The sequence below is a fragment of the Croceibacterium xixiisoli genome, assembly GCF_009827305.1.
GTDB lineage: Bacteria > Pseudomonadota > Alphaproteobacteria > Sphingomonadales > Sphingomonadaceae > Croceibacterium_C > Croceibacterium_C xixiisoli.
The window spans coordinates 221,802-235,270 of sequence record NZ_WTYJ01000003.1 but is presented as its reverse complement, the minus strand read 5'-3'; the positions used below and the strand labels follow the sequence as shown (position 1 = coordinate 235,270).

General features: G+C 63.6%; 13 protein-coding genes and 1 tRNA gene. 6 read left to right on the top strand and 8 right to left on the bottom strand.

The window, feature by feature from the left end:
* Positions 1 to 101 precede the first annotated feature (101 nt).
* On the top strand, positions 102 to 1,103 hold the full coding sequence (locus GRI97_RS14740; protein ID WP_161391970.1) for a zinc-ribbon domain-containing protein: 1,002 nt from the start codon (positions 102 to 104) through the stop codon (positions 1,101 to 1,103).
* A 131-nt stretch (positions 1,104 to 1,234) separates the two neighbouring features.
* Positions 1,235 to 1,321 (top strand) — tRNA-Leu (locus GRI97_RS14735).
* 53 nt (positions 1,322 to 1,374) lie between these two features.
* Here the strand turns inward: GRI97_RS14735 and GRI97_RS14730 are convergent.
* Entirely contained in the window at positions 1,375 to 2,112 is a 738-nt protein-coding gene (locus GRI97_RS14730) for a hypothetical protein (RefSeq protein WP_161391969.1), read from the bottom strand.
* A gap of 189 nt (positions 2,113 to 2,301) precedes the next feature.
* Between GRI97_RS14730 and GRI97_RS14725 the strand changes: the two genes are divergently transcribed.
* Both GRI97_RS14725 and GRI97_RS14720 read left to right on the top strand, forming a co-directional pair.
* On the top strand, positions 2,302 to 2,673 hold the full coding sequence (locus GRI97_RS14725) for a hypothetical protein (protein ID WP_161391968.1): 372 nt from the start codon (positions 2,302 to 2,304) through the stop codon (positions 2,671 to 2,673).
* Positions 2,674 to 2,710: 37 nt separating this feature from the next.
* On the top strand, positions 2,711 to 3,142 hold the full coding sequence (locus GRI97_RS14720) for a DUF4431 domain-containing protein (RefSeq protein ID WP_161391967.1): 432 nt from the start codon (positions 2,711 to 2,713) through the stop codon (positions 3,140 to 3,142).
* A 47-nt stretch (positions 3,143 to 3,189) separates the two neighbouring features.
* On the opposite strand, the gene phnX is transcribed toward GRI97_RS14720, so the two are convergent.
* Complete coding sequence (gene phnX, locus GRI97_RS14715; RefSeq protein ID WP_161391966.1) at positions 3,190 to 4,023, bottom strand: phosphonoacetaldehyde hydrolase; 834 nt, start codon at positions 4,021 to 4,023, stop codon at positions 3,190 to 3,192.
* 387 nt (positions 4,024 to 4,410) lie between these two features.
* Here phnX and GRI97_RS14710 point away from each other — a divergent pair, with 387 nt between their 5' ends.
* On the top strand, positions 4,411 to 6,231 hold the full coding sequence (locus GRI97_RS14710) for a DEAD/DEAH box helicase (RefSeq protein ID WP_161391965.1): 1,821 nt from the start codon (positions 4,411 to 4,413) through the stop codon (positions 6,229 to 6,231).
* A 242-nt stretch (positions 6,232 to 6,473) separates the two neighbouring features.
* Here GRI97_RS14710 and GRI97_RS14705 read toward each other — a convergent pair whose 3' ends face one another.
* The 6 genes from GRI97_RS14705 to GRI97_RS14680 all read right to left on the bottom strand — a co-directional run bounded on the left by GRI97_RS14705 (position 6,474) and on the right by GRI97_RS14680 (position 11,893).
* Positions 6,474 to 6,893: a hypothetical protein gene (locus GRI97_RS14705; RefSeq protein ID WP_161391964.1), complete on the bottom strand. Its 420-nt coding sequence runs from the start codon at positions 6,891 to 6,893 to the stop codon at positions 6,474 to 6,476.
* A 190-nt stretch (positions 6,894 to 7,083) separates the two neighbouring features.
* Positions 7,084 to 7,611 carry a hypothetical protein gene (locus GRI97_RS14700; RefSeq protein ID WP_161391963.1) on the bottom strand — a complete coding sequence of 176 codons (528 nt, stop codon included), beginning with the start codon at positions 7,609 to 7,611 and terminating at the stop codon, positions 7,084 to 7,086.
* Between the two features lie 104 nt (positions 7,612 to 7,715).
* Positions 7,716 to 8,174 (bottom strand): hypothetical protein, encoded by a 459-nt coding sequence (locus GRI97_RS14695; RefSeq protein ID WP_161391962.1) that lies wholly within the window; start codon positions 8,172 to 8,174, stop codon positions 7,716 to 7,718.
* An 11-nt stretch (positions 8,175 to 8,185) separates the two neighbouring features.
* Positions 8,186 to 9,787, bottom strand: coding sequence for a GMC family oxidoreductase (locus tag GRI97_RS14690; RefSeq protein ID WP_161391961.1), 1,602 nt, complete (start codon positions 9,785 to 9,787; stop codon positions 8,186 to 8,188).
* 4 nt (positions 9,788 to 9,791) lie between these two features.
* Positions 9,792 to 10,172 carry a nuclear transport factor 2 family protein gene (locus tag GRI97_RS14685; RefSeq protein ID WP_161391960.1) on the bottom strand — a complete coding sequence of 127 codons (381 nt, stop codon included), beginning with the start codon at positions 10,170 to 10,172 and terminating at the stop codon, positions 9,792 to 9,794.
* Positions 10,169 to 11,893, bottom strand: a complete 1,725-nt coding sequence (locus tag GRI97_RS14680) for a GMC family oxidoreductase (protein ID WP_202392780.1) — start codon at positions 11,891 to 11,893, stop codon at positions 10,169 to 10,171. The genes GRI97_RS14685 and GRI97_RS14680 overlap by 4 nt, the downstream gene beginning before the upstream one ends.
* A gap of 47 nt (positions 11,894 to 11,940) precedes the next feature.
* Between GRI97_RS14680 and GRI97_RS14675 the strand changes: the two genes are divergently transcribed.
* Entirely contained in the window at positions 11,941 to 13,449 is a 1,509-nt protein-coding gene (locus GRI97_RS14675; RefSeq protein ID WP_161391959.1) for an aldehyde dehydrogenase family protein, read from the top strand.
* Positions 13,450 to 13,469: the final 20 nt, after the last annotated feature.

Here is a 13,469-nt window from a genome sequence, read left to right as displayed (position 1 = left end):
CCTATAACTGCTGTTCGATGTGGAAAAAAGCCACAGTCTGGCGCAACGATGTTGCTCCGGCGCTTGTTGCCCAATCTGGCACGGCCTAGGATTCGCCCGCCATGATCATTTCCTGCCCAGCCTGTTCGACCCGCTATGTGGTGCCAGACACCGCGATCGGCGGCGAAGGACGGACCGTCCGCTGCGCCAAGTGCCGCCATAGCTGGTTCCAGGGAACGCCGGAACTCGAAACGAGACCGGACACATCTGCGCCACCACCGCCCGTTGCCGAGCCGCAGCCCGCTGTGCGATCGTCTGCATCAGTGCAGACACCACCTCCTGCGCCCTCCCCGGCCGAGCCCGCGCGCCCCGCCGCCAGAGTGCCGACGGAAGAAGCCTTCGACGAGGATGACGAGCCGGAAACGAGCCGTTTCTTCCGGTCGGGCCCGTCCGACACAGCCCACGAAGAGCCGCAGCACACGCATGCCGCACCCGCCGCCGCCCCTGGGGGCCCTGTGGCGGCACCTTCGCCGGAGCGGGCGCCGGAGCCGACGCCACAGCGCGAACCCGCAGCCCCTACCCCGGCCCCGGCAGCTGTCGCCATCACCCCGACCGTATCGCCCGAAGCGCGCGCGCCGGTGGGGGAGACACCACCGGCCGAATCGCAGTTCCAATCCGCCCCGCCGTTTCGCCGCCGCCGCAATCCGTTGCGCCTGCTGAACTGGGCGGCGGCGATCTTTGCAATGCTGGCTTTGGCCACCATTCTGGCCATATCCTATTGGGGACCACCTGACTGGTTGCCGATCAATCGGCCGACCTTCGGTGCCAGCCAGCCGGAACTGAAGCTGGAATTCCCGCCCGATCAACAGGACCGGCGGCAATTGGCCAATGGCACCGAATATTTCGGCGCCAGCGGCACCATCACCAATATCGGCAGCGCGGCGGCCAATGTGCCCCCGATCCTGATCGTTTTGCGCGATGGGCACGAACGGATCGTCTACAGCTGGGAAGTCGCCCCGCCCAAGGGCAAGCTGGCCCCCGGGGAAAGCGTATCGATCAACGAAGCCGTCACCGATGTTCCGCGTTCGGCCAAGGTCGCGGAAATCGGCTGGAAACCGAACTGATCAGGGCACGGATTGCCCGGCAAACGACAGGCCGGGCAAAATCTTCGCATTAGCGTGCTTGCAGCCTCAAAACGGCTTTGCTAAGGGCCCGCTCCTACCCTGCGGGGGCCGATTCAGGCCTCAGGCGATATGCGGTCGTGGCGGAATTGGTAGACGCGCAACGTTGAGGTCGTTGTGGGCGAAAGCCCGTGGAAGTTCGAGTCTTCTCGACCGCACCAGACTTTGGTCAAATCCCGAAATCGTGACAATTTCCCCTCGGGGAGAGCGTAGATCAGCTGCCCGCGCGGTCCACGAATCCGGCCGAAGTGACAATTTTATCCCGCATGTTGTTGTTGGACAGGCGTACCAGATCCTGATGCACGGATTCGGAGAGTTCGCGCGTCGCCACGGCCGATCCCTCTCTCAGCCGCGCCTCTTCCAGCCAGACCCCAGCCACCGTCAGCCGCAGATCGGTCTGGACCTGCCGTTCCGCTTCCGATGCATTGGCCAGCGGATCGCCGCGCAGCTTTGCCTGCATCTGGCGCAGGATGGCCGCGTTCTGCCCGGCGGTAAGCTTGCGGCCATTGGCCAGTTCCCAGCCCACGGCGAACAGCAGCGTCGTGCCGCCGGCAACCGTATCTGGCGGGAAGTTGCGTTTCTCCATCTCTTCTTCCCAGCTGCTTCGCGCATAGCCCCCTTCGATGAACCGTGCCGGATCGGGGATCATGAAGCGCAGAGAGAAGTTCTGACCGACATTGGCGGAAAGCGCATCCTGCACATCGCGGGTGATGCGGAACTCGCGTTTGAAAGGGATACCGTCATCCGAGCCCAGAGTGCCGCCGCCGGCGATGGCCTGGGCGCCAGCTTCCCCGCTTCCGGCCTTTTCTTCCGAAAAGCCGCGCCCGAACAGATCGGTGAATTCTGCCGTGGTTGCATCATCCAGCGGTGGCTCTTCTTCCCGCGAACAGCCGGTCAGCAGCAAGGCTGTCAGAGGTAACGAAAGCAACAGAGTGGTGCGGAACTTGAACATGGAGCGGATTTCACCCTTTCGGAAAAGGATCGGCAAGCACTTTCGATGCGATCACGCCGTTTGCCGCAAAGCCAATCCGATCAATCGAGCCGTTTCCCCGGCAGGCCGAAACCAACCCCGGGCGGGATCATTTGGGGTTCATCAAAAAGGCACTTTAATGCCCCGCAGATGCACTTCAGGAGATTGTCCATGCGCAGGGTTCTGCTCGCCATCGGTGGCGCAACGATGCTCTTTTCCGGCCCGGTGGTGGCGCAGGAATATGTCATCCCACAGATCTGGGGCAACAATCTTATCGGCCAGAGCGCGATGGAAGTGACCCGGCGCAATCTGGAAGAATATCATGACGAGGACGCCGACCGTTCGGAGCGTTCTTCGCCGGAGAATGATTATCCTGGCTGCTCCGCCGATGCCCTGCCCGCAGACGACCGGCGCCAGATGGAATCAGAATATTCCCGCCGCCTGAGTTCCGATGGCAAGGAAAGCGCCGATGCCTGGGTCCATCATCAGGGGCGACAGTTCCATCAGAAGCTGGTCGATGATGGGGTCTGCCCACCGCAGTAATGCAGAACGGTAAGAAGACTGAGTGAAGGGAATCCTGATGCGCTGCGCCTTGGGCATGATCATCGCCCTGCTGATCCCGGCAGCTGTGCCGGCCATGGCTGAGCAGGCCGGCACCACATCCACCGGACGCTGCGTCAATGCGGCACGGGCCGATGCCATCGTCACGCTGGCCGGCCGGCTGGAGAGGAAAGAATTTCCCGCCAACGCGGATCTGAACCAGTCAGCCACCCATGCCTTCATCCTGCATCTGCCACGCATGATCTGCTTCGAGGATGGCGAATTCGCCGATGGCAGCGAGCGGTTCGACCGGGTGCATGTCATTGCCACAACCCCGCAGATCGCCGCGCAATTCACCCGTGCCGTGGGTCAGACCATCACCGTTGCCGGCCCCGCCATGGGCGCCCACACCGCCCACCATCGCGCGCCGATGGTGCTGCGAGTGGAAAGGGTTACCCAGACGGAGAAATAAGCGTCAGCGCCGGATGCCGCATGCCGGTTTTCAACGTCATCCCGTCGTCATGGCGCTTCGCCGGCGGCCAGACGCAGGTTGATTGCATCGATCACCGGCAGCAGGCCGGCGACACTGTCGATTACATAATGCGCGCCTGCCGCCTCAAGCGCCGGACGAGCTGCGCGGCGCAAGACATCGCGGCCGTCGTCATCCAGCGCTTCCCAAGCAGCCAATGGCAGCCCCACCTCATTGCCACTGGCCAGAATTCCCACCGCCCACATGCCTGCCGCCCGGCCAGACAGCAGCCCGCTGGGACTGTCGTCGACCACCACCCCGGCGCGCATATCGGGCACCCCCAGCGCCAGCGCATTGGCCAACACCATGTCCGGCGCCGGCCGGCCCTGCGCCACCTCGCTGACGGTAAAGCAGGCATCGGGCACATAGCCCTGTGCTTCTGCCAGCGGCATCAGCCCATCCATCACGCTGCGCGGATATCCGGTGGTGCTGCCGATCCGCATGCCGCGTCCGCGCAGTTCGGCGATGGTGTCGAGGGTACCGGGGACAAGGTCGCTGTAACGTGCGCAGTTTATCGCATCGATGCGAAGGAAGGCCGCGTAAAGATCATCGATATCCTGCTGGCTTGCGGTCTTGCCATGCACGGCCCGCCAACGTGGCTGCACTGAAGGTTGCATCAGGATCAATTCGATATGTTCGCGTTTGGCCGCCCCCATCGGCGCGCGCGCTTCCGCCTCTGTAATTGCCACCCCGGCCTGTTCGAAAGCCTCTCGAAATGCCCGCACCGGGGCGAGGCAGCCGAAGTCGAGCACTGTGCCCGCCCAGTCGAAAATGGCGAGAGTCAGCGGCCCGCTATATGGTTGGCGAGGCAGAATTTGGGTCATTGGACGGGGCCCTGTCATACGATACGCCTGCTTACCGATCCTTCATGACAAACACGCGGATGCCTCGACGGTCATTCCCGGTCCTGAAATCACCGCACGCGAGGCCGCTTGCCATTCTCGCCGACTAACCAATTTGCCGGAACTGAACGGGCCGGGAGAATTCTTGTCAGCTGGTAATGGCGCGCAGAAATACCATTGCCAGAGGGCTGACCATCTGGTCCCTGACACAAAAACCTGTTAGGGGCGCGCCATCCCGAACATGATCAGTGGTCGATTCCGCACAGCGGAACATTCGTATTGCCGCTTTTGACCGGGGTATTCCGTTTCAGAAACTGAAACTCCGGGTCCGCATGCCATTGGGGCAGGACCATACAGATCAAGGGCATCATGCTGCATACCAATCTCCCCCCGGTTCTTGCCGAAGCCATTTCCGCGCACGGCTATACCGCACTCACCGCCGTCCAGTCGGCAGTCCTGGAAACCGAAGCCATCGGCCGCGATCTGATCGTGTCGGCCCAGACCGGTTCGGGCAAGACCGTCGCCTTCGGCGCGGCCATGGCCAGCGAACTGCTGCTGGCGGACGGGCTGATCGCTGATGTTTCGCGCATTCCGCTGGGCCTGGTGATCGCGCCAACGCGCGAACTGGCGCTGCAGGTCAGCCGTGAACTCGCTTGGCTTTACCGCGAAGCGGGCGTGCGCATCGCCACCTGCGTTGGCGGGATGGACCCGTCCAAGGAACGCCGCGTGCTGCGCGATGGGGCGCAGATCGTGGTCGGCACCCCGGGCCGCCTGCGCGATCATCTGGAACGCGGGGCGCTGGACCTGTCAGCGCTGCGCATCATCGTGCTGGATGAAGCCGATGAAATGCTCGACATGGGTTTCCGTGACGATCTGGAAGAAATTCTCGACGCCACGCCGGAAGAACGTCGCACCCTGCTGTTTTCGGCGACCATGCCGCCGCAAATCGCCAATCTGGCGCGCCGTTACCAGCGCGATGCGCTGCGCATTTCCACCATTGGCGACAGCCGTGGCCATGGCGATATCGCCTATCAGGCCGTATCGGTTTCCCCGGCGGAAATCGAAAACGCCGTGGTCAATCTGCTGCGTTTCCACGAAGCGGAAACCGCGATCCTGTTCTGCGCCACGCGCGATAATGTCCGCCGTCTGCATGCAACCTTGCAGGAACGCGGTTTTGGCGTGGTGGCCCTGTCAGGCGAACATTCGCAGTCGGAACGCAACCAGGCGCTGCAGGCCCTACGCGACCGCCGTGCCCGCGTCTGCGTGGCAACCGACGTGGCCGCACGCGGGATCGATCTCCCCTCCGTCACGCTGGTGATCCATGTGGAAATCCCGCGCGATGCCGAAACCATGCAGCACCGTTCGGGCCGTACCGGCCGCGCCGGCAAGAAGGGCACGGCCGTGCTGATCGTCCCCTATCCGCGCCGCAAGCGGGTGGAAGGCATGCTGCGCGGGGCGCGCGTCACCGCCGAATGGATCAGCCCGCCGACCCCGGAATCGATCCGCCAGCAGGATCGCGAACGCCTGCTCGCCACCCTGCTGCAGCCGACCGAGTTCGAGGAGGAAGACCGCGAAATCGCCGCACGTGTGATGGAACAGCGCAGCCCGGAAGACATTGCCGCCGCCTATGTGCGGATGCACCGCGCCAGCCTGCCGCAGCCGGAAGATTTCAACGAAGATACATCGGCCGGTTATGAAGCGGGCCGCAAGGACCGCCACCGCGAAGGATTTGAGGATATCGTCTGGTACCGGATGGATATCGGCCGGCGCCAGAATGCGGACGCCCGCTGGATCCTGCCGCTGCTGTGCCGTCGCGGCCATATCACCCGCAATGAAATCGGCGCGATCCGCATTGCCGCGAACGAAACCTATTTCCAGATTCCGCGCAATATTGCCGACAAGTTCACCGCAGCGGTGGAACGCACCGCCGGCGGCGCGGAAGACGGCAGCGATGTCATGATCGAGGCATCGTCCGTTCCGCCGCGCGATACCGCCCGCCAGAACCGCAAGTTCGGCAAGGGTGCAGACAATGCCAGCGGCCGCCCCCAGGGCCGGTTCGATCGTGGTGGCGATCGCCCGGCCAAGAGCTTCGTGCGCAAGGACGGTCAGCCCGCCAAGGGCGGTTTCGGCAAGGGTGGTCCGCGCAAGGACGCCCACCGCAAGGGGCCGAAGCCGCGCCGCCCGGATTGATCATCCGGCACGGCCAGTTGCAGCAAACAGGAAGGCCCGGGCCATTGCCCGGGCCTTTTTTCATGGGTTTGGCTGATGCGACACCGCCAGAACCACCCACAGCGCAGACCTCGTCAGAATGTTGCGGTCATTCGCTTCGCATTGCCTCAACACGACATTGACGCGATCGCTTGGGTATCGTGCGCCTTTTAGCCGATTCCGTGTCGAAGACCGGCGCGGAAAGGCGTTCAAAGTCCGGTAGCCTAAATTTCTCCAACCGAAGGCGGCTCATAGGGGCAACGCCCCCACACCATCTGCCGACTGCTAACCTTGTACAGCGCCGCCAGACTCTCCAAAATCTCGCCCGCGCCAGTCTGATAGGCAAAATAATTGATCCGCTGGCAATAGCGCTGCCCTTCGACCGGTCGGCGGCAGGACAATTCCCGACTGCCGGCAACGCGGGCCGGACGGATGGCGCAGTCGAACCCATTGCGCTCCAACACGGTCAGTCGCGCATCCAGCGGTGTCTGCCGGGGGATATGCGCATCGATCGTGGCGGTAAGTTTCCCGGAATCCCCACCCTCGGCAACATGGGCCAGCAACTCGGCCGCCAGTGGCCCGGAAGCGCGCGGCTCTTCGTGAAACCAGAAGCGCCAGCCGCCATAGAGTGCCGCACAGGCCACCAGCAACGTGGCAATCAGCAGGATGGTTCGCGCCTTGATCGCACATCTCCGTCAGCTTCGATGACAAATGAGTAATCAGGCTGGGCGTCATGGGCAAGACAACCCGTCCTGATCTCTCACCCTGTCTGAAAGCTGCCATCTTCAGCAGCCGATTGAAACGCCTCTTGGACCTTAAGCCGGGCTGAAAGGCTTAAGCGCCTTGCATCGCAGGCGGCAAAGAGGGGCCACGTCCCCATTTTTCCGTAAAATAGGTTGCGACGAGGAATGACAGAGCAGATGCGGTCAGCGGCAGAGACCAACTGCGCTGCCAATTGATCGCGGGGGACATTAGCGGCATGTACCACAGGAATACTGTCGTGCTGACAAGGGCCAGCGCTCCGATGGCAGGGAGCATCAGCCAGGCAAACCGGAATGGAAATGTTTTCCTGACAAACAAGCCTGCCGCCGCTGATGCGAAGGCGATCGGCCAGACCGTCAATGACATCATCAGCAGCCAGAACGGCAGGCCAGTCCCCAAGGTAGACAGAAAAGACCACGCACGGTTCATGCCGGCCAAACTATGAATCAGATAGGCAAAAGACCCGCCGAAAGCACCCAGTGAACCAGTGGCCATTATGCGCAATACTGTCGCCAGCGGGCGCGATGATCTCGCTTCTTCGCAAAACCAGAACCGCCAACTGCTGTAGAGGCCAGCACAGGCCACCATCAGCGTGATCATCAGAAGGAGTGTTCGTACTTGCATCACACTTCTCCGGCTACTGCCATGAGCAGCGAGTAATCAGGGCAGATGTCAGGGGCAAGGCGGACAGTCCTGCTGCGGCGTCAGCTGCCGTCACGCCGGACAGGCCGCAGTCGCCTCAGACGCCGAGCTAGGGTGTAGGGCTGTCGCAATTCGAACCGTCTGGCATCGTTCTGGGCGTTGGTCTCGCCCGCTCTGGCCGCTTTTCGTATCCAGTGCCGATAGCCCTGCAGATCCCCGAAATTGAAATGGGTCATTGCCAGGTTCTGGGCGGCATTCGGTTCTCCCAGGCGATAGGCCCGATACATCAGATTGAACGGGCTGAACCATTGGGCCGCTGTTCCCAGTTCGGATCGCGCGCCGGTCCGGGTGGCATGGTTGGCGATCTCCAGCATGGAACGGCCATGATGGCGCAGAGCCAGATGCCACAGGATGGGCGCCCCCAATCCGGTCTTTCGTCCATAGAGAATGGCTTCGGCACGGTTGAAGAGCCGGTCCATCCGGTTTTCGGAATTCTGTTTGCCGGAATGGGGGGCTGGCATTCTGTTTCTTCTCACCCCCCAGCGATCATCGCTGCCGCCTTCTCACCGATCATGATCGACGCGGCATTGGTGTTACCGCCCACGATGCGCGGCATCACGCTGGCGTCGGCCACGCGCAGCCCGGCCAGGCCGTGCACGCGCAACTGGGCATCACACACCGCCTCCGTGCCGGTGCCCATGGCGCAACTGCCCACCGGGTGCATGGCGGTGTTGATCGCCTGGCGGGTCCAGGCGTCGATCTCGTCATTGCTGCGCACCTGCGGACCGGGGGCGATTTCGGATTTGATCACATCAGCCAGCGGGCTGGTGGCGAAGATTTCGCGGATCTGCGGCACGATCCGGCGGAAAAACGCGCGGTCGTTTTCCGTCGCCAGCACATTGGACAGGATGCGCGGTTTGGCCGTCGGATCCTTGCTGGCCAGCTTCACCCAGCCGCGACTTTCGGGGCGCAGCTGGACGCAGGCCATGGCCACCACATCGGGTGCGGGTTTCTTGACGCCGGGGAACCAGGGGCGGGCAAAGATGCTGGTCGGCTGGAACAGGCATTGCGCGTCGGGCCGCTCCAGATCTTCCCGCGTCTTGATGAAGCCATTGGCCGTCACCGGCATGTTGGCGATGCGCCCCTTGCCGCTGGCCAGCCATTCCAGCATCGACAGCGTCAGCCGGTCGAAGCGCAGATCGTTGGTCAGCGTTACCGACCGTTCGGCATGGGTGATCACCGCGACGGAGGGGTGATCCTGCAGATTGCGCCCGACCCCGGGCAGATCATGCACCACATCCACGCCCAGATCGCGCAGCTCGTCCGCCGGGCCGATGCCCGACAGCATCAGCAGCTGCGGGGAATTGAACGCCCCGCCCGAAAGCACGATATCCCGATCGGCGTAAAGCGTGTGTTCGGCGCCGTCCTGCCGATATTGCAGCGCGGTGGCGCGCCCGCCTTCCACCACGATCCGCGTCGCCTGCGCGCCGGTGATGATGTTCAGATTGGGGCGTTTCATGGCCGGATAGAGGAACCGCGCCGCCGTGCTGCCGCGCCGGCCGTTGTGGATCGAGATATCAGGCGATCCCCAGCCTTCCTGATCGGCGCCGTGATGGTCCACCTGGGTCTTGTAGCCCAGCTGCTTCACCGCATCGATGAACCGGGGGTACAGCGCCTTGTCCGGGATATGCTTGGTGATGGACAGCGGGCCGCCCTTGGCGTGGTAATGGTCGGCCGCGCCCCAGTGGTTTTCCGATTTCTTGAAGAACGGCAGCACGTCTTCATAACCCCAGCCTTCCAGGCCCAGCTGGCGCCATTCGTCATAATCGCGCGCATGACCCCGGGCATAAAGCATGCCGTTGATCAGCGATGATCCGCCCAGCCCCTTGCCGCGCGGCTGGCGCAGGCGGCGCTGGTCGGCATGAGGTTCCGGTTCCCCTTCGTATGACCAGTTGAAGCGCTTGTCGGCCATCACCATGGGGAAGGCGATCGGCATGATCAGCAGCGGATGTCGCTCGCGCCAGCCCGCCTCGATCAGGGTGACATGCACGCCCGGATCCTCGCTCAGCCGGGCGGCCACCACGGCGCCGGCCGAACCGGCGCCGATCACGATATAGTCTGTCCTGTCGCTCATCTGCTCACTTGCTCGAATAGCGGCCGGATTTGATCTGCACGATCTTGCCATTGCGCGTGCGGTACATGTTGATGCTTTCGACCAGGCGCACATCGCCCGCCACGGTCGGCCAGATCTCGAAATCGGGCCAGTCCTTGATGGTGGTGAACTTGGTACGGCTGTGCAGCGCGGCGCCATCGGGCGCGACGATCAGATCGACCACTTCCAGTTCTTCCTGAATGTGATCGAACACGCCGGTGTAGAAATCCACGATCCCCTGTGCGCCGATGATCTGCTTGCGATCGCCCAGGTTGAATTCGACATTATCGGCGTAATATTTCGAAAAGCCGGCAAAATCGCGCGCGTTGAAGGCGGCGATATAGCTGCGAAAATCCTGTTCGTTCATGCGGCATCCCTCTCGTTCTTGTTTATGGCCGGCAGGCTGCGCCCGCGGATGATGTCGGCGGCTTTTTCCGCGATCATGATCGTCGGGCCGTTGGTGTTGCCACCCGGCACATCGGGCATGATCGATGCATCGACCACGCGCAGACCGGCCAGGCCGTGCAGCCGCAGTTCCGGATCGACCACCGCGCCGGGCCCCGTGCCCATGGCGCAAGTGCCGACCGGGTGCTGGGTGGTGCCGGCGGTGGCGCGAATATGCGCGTCGATCGCCGGATCGCTGGTGACATCGGCCCCGGGAATGTTTTCCCCCGCGATCAGGCTGCCCATCGGTTCGGTGGCATAGATCTGCCTTGCCAGCCGCAGCCCGGCGCGTGCGGTGATCAAATCGGCTTCATTGTCGAACAGATTGAGCCGGATGGCCGGCAAATCGCGCGGATGGGCGGATTTCAGCCGCACCGAACCGCGTGCCTGCGGGTGCAGCAGGATGACATCGGCGGAAAAGCTGTGCGGCGGGCTCTTGATGAAACCGGGAAACCACAGATGTGCGCTCAGCTTCACCGGGTTGGAAAACAGCTGTATGTCCGGCTGGCTCAGCCGTGGGTCGCTGCGCAGCATGGGATTGGCGCTGTTAAGCTGCCGGGCGAAGGGCCCGCTGCCGAACAGATACCATTGCGCCACCGCCCGCACCGCCCGGTCGAACCGCAGCTGATTGACGAAGGTGACCGGGCCCTTGGCCGCGAATTCCACCGGCACGCGCGGATGTTCGGACAGATTGCCGCCCACGCCGGGCAGATCATGCACCACCGCTATGCCCATCTCGGCCAGATGCGCCGCCGGGCCGATGCCCGACAATTGCAGCAGCTGGGGCGAATTGAACGCCCCGCCGGACAGGATCACCTCCCGCCCTGCGCGCACGGTCTTCACCTGGCCATCATGTTCATATTCCACGCCGGTCACCCGGCCGCCTTCCACCAGCACGCGGCGCGTCAGCGCGTTGGTCAGCACGGCCAGATTGGGCCGCTGCATCGCCGGCTTCAGATAGGCTTCATAGGTGGATGCACGGCGCCCCTTCTCGTCGATCGTCAGTTCGACCAGGCTGGCGCCTTCTTCTGCCCCGCCATGGATATCATCCGTCACCGGCAGGCCGGCATTGGCGACGGCCTGTATCAGTTCGTCATGCAGCAAATACTGGGTGTTGTTCTTCGTTACCGGCAGCGGGCCATCATGGCCGTAATCGGCATTGTCCGCCCGCCAGCTGCGCTCCATCTTGCGGAAATAGGGCAGCACATCGGCATGGCTCCATCCCCGGCAGCCCTTCTGCGCCCAGCGATCGTAATCGCCCGAATGGCCGCGCATATAGACCATGCCGTTGATCGATGAACTGCCGCCCAGCAGCCGGCCGCGCGGCAGGAACAGCCGGCGGTTGTCCAGATGCGGTTCGGGTTCGGTCATCATCCGCCAGGTCAGTTCGGGCTTCAGCATGGCCTTCATCATGCCCAGCGGCATGCGGATCAGGAAATGATCCGCCCCGCCGCCTGCCTCCAGCAGCAGCACGCGCGTGCCGGGATCCTCGGTCAGCCGCGCGGCCAGCACGCAGCCGGCCGAACCCGCGCCGACGATCACATAATCGAACTGCCCTTCCAGAGCCTCTCTCCCGTCTCGATCCCGTCCGGCGTTATCGCCGTTCTTGTTGTTGCAGGCGCCTGTGGTAAGCCCCCGTGGCAATTGTTATGCGCTGCCGCGCAGCAGACAACAAGCCATGGGAGAAGGCGATGAACGCCGAAACATCGATTGAAAACCGTTTGGACGCATTCCGCCAGCGTTGGCAGGGCAAGGTTGGCAAAATGCTGATCGGCGGCGAATGGCGCGAAGCGGAAAGCGGCGAAACCTTCTCCACCGAAGATCCCTCCACCGGGGAAAAGCTGGCCGATGTCGCCAGCGCCGGCGATGCCGATGTCGATGCCGCCGTGGCCGCCGCGCGCAAGGCCTTCGATGGCCCCTGGCGCAAGGTGAAGCCGGATGAACGTGCGAAGCTGATCAACCGGCTGGCCGATCTGATCGAAGCCAATGCCGACGAACTGGCGCTGACCGAAACGCTGGACGTGGGCCGCCCGATCCAGTTCAGCCGCATCGCCGATGTCGGCGGCGCGATCAGCCAGCTGCGGTACCAGGCCGGCTGGGCCACCAAGCTGACCGGCGACACGACGGAAATTTCCGCACCCGGCGAATGGCTTAGCTACACGCTGCGCGAACCGGTCGGCGTCTGTGGCCAGATCGTGCCGTGGAACTTCCCGCTGGCGATGGCCGCCGGCAAGATCGGCCCTGCGCTCGCCGCCGGTTGCACCGTGGTGCTCAAACCTGCCGAACAGACGCCGCTCTCCACCATTCTGCTGGCCGAACTGGCGCTGGAAGCCGGCTTCCCCGAAGGCGTGATCAACGTCATCACCGGCTATGGCCGCACGGCGGGCGCATCGCTGGCCGCGCATCTGGATGTGGACAAGGTGGCCTTCACCGGTTCGACCCAGACGGGCAAGGCGATCATCGATGCCAGCAAGACCAATTTCAAGCGCGTCAGCCTGGAACTGGGCGGCAAATCGCCGACCTTCATCTTCGCCGATGCCGATCTGAAGAAGGCCATCCCGGCTGCCGCGATGAGCATTTTCTTCAACGCCGGCCAGGTCTGCGCCGCCGGCAGCCGCCTGTTCGTGGCAGAGGAAGTGGCCGATCAGGTGCTGGAAGGCATCGCCGGCATGGCCCGCATGCTGCCCGTCGGCCGGACGCTGGATCCCTCCACCGTGATCGGCCCGCTGGTCAGCGAACTGCAGCTGGAACGCGTGACCGGCTATATCGAAAGCGGCCGCAAGGAAGGCGCGACCGTGCTGGTCGGCGGTGGCCGCAAGGGCGATGGGCCGGGCTGGTTCGTCGAACCGACCGTGCTCGTCGATACGGAGGCGAGCATGCAGGTCCGGCGGGAAGAAATCTTCGGCCCCGTGCTCTGCGCCACCCGCTTCACCGATGCCGATGATGCCGACCGCCTGGGCGCGCTGGGCAATGAAACCCAGTTCGGCCTGGCCGCCAATATCTGGACCAGGGACATCAGCATGGCGCACAAGCTGGCACGCCGCCTGAAAGCCGGATCGATCCGCGTCAACGGAGCTGGCGGCGTCGATCCCGCACTGCCGCTCGGCGGCTTCAAGGCCAGCGGCTGGGGCCGCGAAAACGGCCGCGCCGGGGTGGAAGCCTATACCGAGCTGAAGGCGGTATCGGTCGCACTGGATTGAGGAATAAATGGGGCAGTCCG

What these genes read in the sequence shown, in the direction of transcription:
- GRI97_RS14730 (WP_161391969.1), bottom strand. Translation starts at nt 2,112, where the DNA reads ATGTTCAAGTTCCGCACCACTCTGTTGCTTTCGTTACCTCTGACAGCC.
- phnX (WP_161391966.1), bottom strand. Translation starts at nt 4,023, where the DNA reads ATGACCCAAATTCTGCCTCGCCAACCATATAGCGGGCCGCTGACTCTC.
- GRI97_RS14700 (WP_161391963.1), bottom strand. Translation starts at nt 7,611, where the DNA reads ATGATCACGCTGATGGTGGCCTGTGCTGGCCTCTACAGCAGTTGGCGG.
- GRI97_RS14725 (WP_161391968.1), top strand. Translation starts at nt 2,302, where the DNA reads ATGCGCAGGGTTCTGCTCGCCATCGGTGGCGCAACGATGCTCTTTTCC.
- GRI97_RS14720 (WP_161391967.1), top strand. Translation starts at nt 2,711, where the DNA reads ATGCGCTGCGCCTTGGGCATGATCATCGCCCTGCTGATCCCGGCAGCT.
- GRI97_RS14695 (WP_161391962.1), bottom strand. Translation starts at nt 8,174, where the DNA reads ATGCCAGCCCCCCATTCCGGCAAACAGAATTCCGAAAACCGGATGGAC.
- GRI97_RS14740 (WP_161391970.1), top strand. Translation starts at nt 102, where the DNA reads ATGATCATTTCCTGCCCAGCCTGTTCGACCCGCTATGTGGTGCCAGAC.
- GRI97_RS14710 (WP_161391965.1), top strand. Translation starts at nt 4,411, where the DNA reads ATGCTGCATACCAATCTCCCCCCGGTTCTTGCCGAAGCCATTTCCGCG.
- GRI97_RS14690 (WP_161391961.1), bottom strand. Translation starts at nt 9,787, where the DNA reads ATGAGCGACAGGACAGACTATATCGTGATCGGCGCCGGTTCGGCCGGC.
- GRI97_RS14685 (WP_161391960.1), bottom strand. Translation starts at nt 10,172, where the DNA reads ATGAACGAACAGGATTTTCGCAGCTATATCGCCGCCTTCAACGCGCGC.
- GRI97_RS14675 (WP_161391959.1), top strand. Translation starts at nt 11,941, where the DNA reads ATGAACGCCGAAACATCGATTGAAAACCGTTTGGACGCATTCCGCCAG.